Below are 3,699 nucleotides of genomic sequence, written 5' to 3' on the forward strand. Positions count from 1 at the left end.
GAGCTGGGGCTGTTGGGCATGTTTTTGGAGATGGCGGAGGCGTGAGCGGCGCGGGGGGGGCGGCGGGACACGTCCCGCCCTACATGCGGCGTCGCAGCAATGACGCGTCACCCGGCCTGTGGATAACTGTCATGCCCCCGTCATGGAATCGGGGCATTTGTTGAGGCAACACCGCATGTTGCGGGGGTTGCGCGGGGTAAAACCCAAGATATAGTCGAGGAAAGACTCAGAGCGCGAGACAGGCGATTAACGACAGGCAGGCGAGCACGGAGAGACGGCACGATGGACGGTGACTTCAGGACGACTTTCGTCAGGGAACCCACAAACCTCAGACACCACCCCGCTTTGGTGCTCAATGCCGATTACCGCCCGCTCTCCTACTACCCGCTCTCCCTCTGGCCCTGGCAGGAGGCGATCAAGGCGGCCTGGCTCGACCGGGTGAGCATCATCGCCGAATACGACGAAGTGGTGCGAAGTCCGTCCACCGAGATCAGGATCCCCTCCGTTGTCGTCCTCAAAGACTATGTAAAACCTCAAAAGCGCGTGGCCTTCACGCGCTTTAATTTGTTTCTGAGGGACGAATTCCGCTGCCAATACTGCGGGGCGAAGGGAGACCTTACCTTTGACCACGTGGTGCCGCGCGCCCGGGGCGGACGCACGAGTTGGGAAAACGTGGTGGCCGCCTGCGCGCCCTGCAACCTGCGTAAAGGCTCGCGGCAACTTGCGCAGACCGGCATGAGCCTGCGCAAGCCGCCCCGGCCCCCCAGCGCGGGCGAGCTGATGAACATGGGTCGCCGGTTTCCGCCGAATTACCTGCACGACAGCTGGGTGGATTACCTGTACTGGGACGCCGAACTGGAGGCGTAAGGCCCGGCTCAGGCGGCCTTGTAAAGCGCCATTTCCTCCGCCATGGCCCGCTGAACCGCCGGACGCTCCAGCGCGCGGCCATACCAGGCCTCGATTGCGGGCCAGGATGCAGTATCCAGGTTCAGGTGGACGGCCCAGTTGAGCATGGTCAGCAGGTAGGCATCGGCCACGGTAAAAGCGCCCCCCAGCAACCAGGGGCCGCCCTGGGAGAGCACGGCCTCAAGGTGACCGAAGCGTGGTGGCAGGCCCTTGTCCAGCGCGAAGCGGCGGGCCTCGGCGGGCGCCTCGGCGCTGAACTGCGGGGCGAAGACCAGCTTGTGCAGCTCGCTCCCGATGAAACTGAGCCATTGGTGCAGCGCGCTGCGGGCGAAGCTGCCGGCAGGCGGGGCCAGGCCGCTTTTCGGCGCGAGATCGGCCAGGTATTGCAGGATGGCGGCATTCTCCGTCAGCAGCGCGCCCTCGCCGGTGACCAGCGCGGGAACGCGGCCTTGCGGGGCGATGGCGGCAAAGGCGCTGCCGTCTTCGAGGCGCTGGTCGGGCAGGCGGACGTTATGCAGGGCCACACGGCCCTCGAGCCCGGCCTCATAGACAGTGATCCGGGCGCTCAGCGAGCAGGCCATGGGGGAGATATAAAGATCCATCTTGCGACTCCTTCGTGATTTATGGAACGATCAGTCAAGAAATCAGAGTTGCCGTCAAGGAAATATTGAATGAGCGTTCCAAAAAGGCGCGGAAGGCCCCGGGCCTTCGATGAAGAGCAGGTTCTTGAGAGGGCGATGGCCGCCTTCTGGGAGAAGGGCTTTGCCGAGACCTCGATCGCCGATCTGGTGGCCACGACCGGGCTGGAGCGGGCGAGCCTCTATGCCACCTATGGCGACAAGGCCGGGCTCTACATGGCAACGCTGCGGCGCTATGCCGAGGCGATGGCCGCGCTCTTTTCCGCGCGGAGCGGCGAGGGTGGGGTGGAGGCCTTCATGATGGAGGCCATAGCGCTCTATGCCGGGGACGAGGTGCCGCGCGGTTGCCTGCTCAGCAGCACAGCCGCCGTTGCGGCGCAAGAGGTGCCACGGGTACGAGACTTCCTGTCAGATGTGCTGGAGCAGACCGATGCCGGAATGGCGGCATTTTACGCCACAGCCGGGGCGGGTGAGGCCGAGACGCGGGGCGCGCTGGCGGCGGCCGTGATGCACTCCTGCGCGCTGCGCATCCGCGCAGGGCGGCCAAGGGCGGAGGTGGAGGCCTTTGCCCGGCAGGCGCTGGCGCTGATCGGTCAGGCGGCGTGATCGCCGAAGACGGCAGGACCGCAGGGGCAGGTTAATCAACCTCGGCAAAGGTTTTTTCGAACAGGGAGAACTGCGAGCGGAAGATTACAAGGCTCTCCTCGATCAGGGCGGCGTCGATCCCGGGCCGCAGGGGCAGGCTCATCACCTGGGTCAGCCGCTTGTCTTCCGCCGACCAGACGGCCTTGCAGCAGAAGCTGCCCTCCGTATAGCGCGCGATGGCCTCCGCACCCGGAGACTCGCGAAGCTGAAGCGAAGACTCCAGCAGCACGAACCGGCAGTCCGCCGGCTGTTTCTCAGACTTGCATCCCGCGTAGTAGATCAGGATCGGCGCGCTGCGTGTATTCACTTTGATCACGTGACCGCGCGCGCTTCTGACGGCGGCAGCGGACCAGCCCAGCGCGCGGATCAGCCGCGCCACGTCTTCCGGGCTGCGCACCGTCTGCTCCAGCGGGTCGGGCGCGGGCGGGGCCTCGGCGAGGGCGGCGCTCAGCTCGGTGATGTAGCGGTGCAATATGGCGAGGTTGGCCTGCAGCCGCTCCGGATCATCCGCCATTTCGGGCCAGACCTCGGTGGTGAGCGTCACCACGCGCAGGTTGGCCTGGACGTTGTAGCGCAGTTCGCTGTCGCTGATGAAGGCAAAGCGCCCGCCGTCGTAGATCTCGTTGAACCGCGCCCCGGTCAGGCGACCGGGATTTGCGACCGCGGCCTGAAGGGTGAGCCCGGTGCAGCCCTCGGCCCGGCAGCCGGTGAAGGTTGCGAGGTAGTAGAAGTCCTGGCCGGTGACGAGAAAGCTCTTTTCGTCCTCGGGCAAGCGGGCGCCGCCTTCTGTGTCGGGCTCCATGGTTGCGCCGAGGGCTGAGAGCGTTTCGGCCAGCGCATCGGGGCTGAAGACGGCGGGCAGGCTGTCGGTCGGGTCGGGACGTGGGGTGGCCAGAAGCCCGGTGAGCTCCAGGATACCGAGCCGCCATTTGCCAATGGCTTTCGCCAGCGCGTCGGCCTCGGTGTCGGTAAAGGTGGTTTCGACCCGGACGTTCTCGGCCCGAACGGCTATGTTGCGCACGTGAGCCTTGCCGAAGGCGGCCAGGTTGCCGGATTCAAGCTCGTTGTAGAGGGTTCTGCCATCGAGCCCGGCCGTGTTGGGCAGGATCGAGGTGATGGTGATCGTATCGCAGCCCGCATCATCGCAGTCGCCGAACCGCAGGGTATGCCTGCCGCCTTCAAGCTCCAGCTCGTAGGCCGTGATGGTGCCGCCGGGACTGAGGGTGCCAGCTGCCACGTCGAAGGTGAGCCCGTGCTCGGCGGCGAGGGCGGCAAAGCCCTCGGGCAGCGTGGCCGGGGCCTCCTGGGCGGCGAGTGGCCCGGTAAGGAGGAGGGTGAGGGCTGTGGCGGTGAGGGTGGGACGGAGAAACATCGGCTTTCCTTGATCGGTTGGTCCGGGCCAGAGGCGCGGGTAAATGGCATGGTCAAAAATCAGGCCCGGCAGGCTGAATGGGTGCTGCCGGGCGGGAGAGTGGTGGGGCGGGGGGCTTCCCCGCCCTCGCCTCAGCGC

4 protein-coding genes are annotated in these 3,699 nt (G+C 66.1%); 2 read left to right on the forward strand and 2 right to left on the reverse strand.

Features of this window, described 5'->3' with window-relative positions; genetic code table 11:
* Positions 1–282 precede the first annotated feature (282 nt).
* Positions 283–867 carry an HNH endonuclease gene (locus tag DYI42_RS23465; protein ID WP_213549486.1) on the forward strand — a complete coding sequence of 195 codons (585 nt, stop codon included), beginning with the start codon at positions 283–285 and terminating at the stop codon, positions 865–867.
* Positions 868–875: 8 nt separating this feature from the next.
* Here DYI42_RS23465 and DYI42_RS23470 read toward each other — a convergent pair whose 3' ends face one another.
* Positions 876–1,508 carry a glutathione binding-like protein gene (locus tag DYI42_RS23470; protein ID WP_213549488.1) on the reverse strand — a complete coding sequence of 211 codons (633 nt, stop codon included), beginning with the start codon at positions 1,506–1,508 and terminating at the stop codon, positions 876–878.
* Positions 1,509–1,577: 69 nt separating this feature from the next.
* On the opposite strand from DYI42_RS23470, the gene DYI42_RS23475 reads away from it, so the two are divergent.
* Positions 1,578–2,150, forward strand: a complete 573-nt coding sequence (locus DYI42_RS23475; protein WP_213549490.1) for a TetR/AcrR family transcriptional regulator — start codon at positions 1,578–1,580, stop codon at positions 2,148–2,150.
* Positions 2,151–2,181: 31 nt separating this feature from the next.
* On the opposite strand, the gene DYI42_RS23480 is transcribed toward DYI42_RS23475, so the two are convergent.
* Positions 2,182–3,561, reverse strand: coding sequence for a hypothetical protein (locus DYI42_RS23480; protein ID WP_213549492.1), 1,380 nt, complete (start codon positions 3,559–3,561; stop codon positions 2,182–2,184).
* Positions 3,562–3,699: the final 138 nt, after the last annotated feature.

The sequence above is a fragment of the Vannielia litorea genome (assembly GCF_018424695.1).
Classification (GTDB): Bacteria; Pseudomonadota; Alphaproteobacteria; order Rhodobacterales; family Rhodobacteraceae; genus Vannielia; species Vannielia litorea_A.

Excerpts from the sequence above, each read along its gene's own strand:
- DYI42_RS23465 (WP_213549486.1), top strand. The coding sequence starts at position 283 with ATGGACGGTGACTTCAGGACGACTTTCGTCAGGGAACCCACAAACCTC.
- DYI42_RS23470 (WP_213549488.1), bottom strand. The coding sequence starts at position 1,508 with ATGGATCTTTATATCTCCCCCATGGCCTGCTCGCTGAGCGCCCGGATC.
- DYI42_RS23475 (WP_213549490.1), top strand. The coding sequence starts at position 1,578 with ATGAGCGTTCCAAAAAGGCGCGGAAGGCCCCGGGCCTTCGATGAAGAG.
- DYI42_RS23480 (WP_213549492.1), bottom strand. The coding sequence starts at position 3,561 with ATGTTTCTCCGTCCCACCCTCACCGCCACAGCCCTCACCCTCCTCCTT.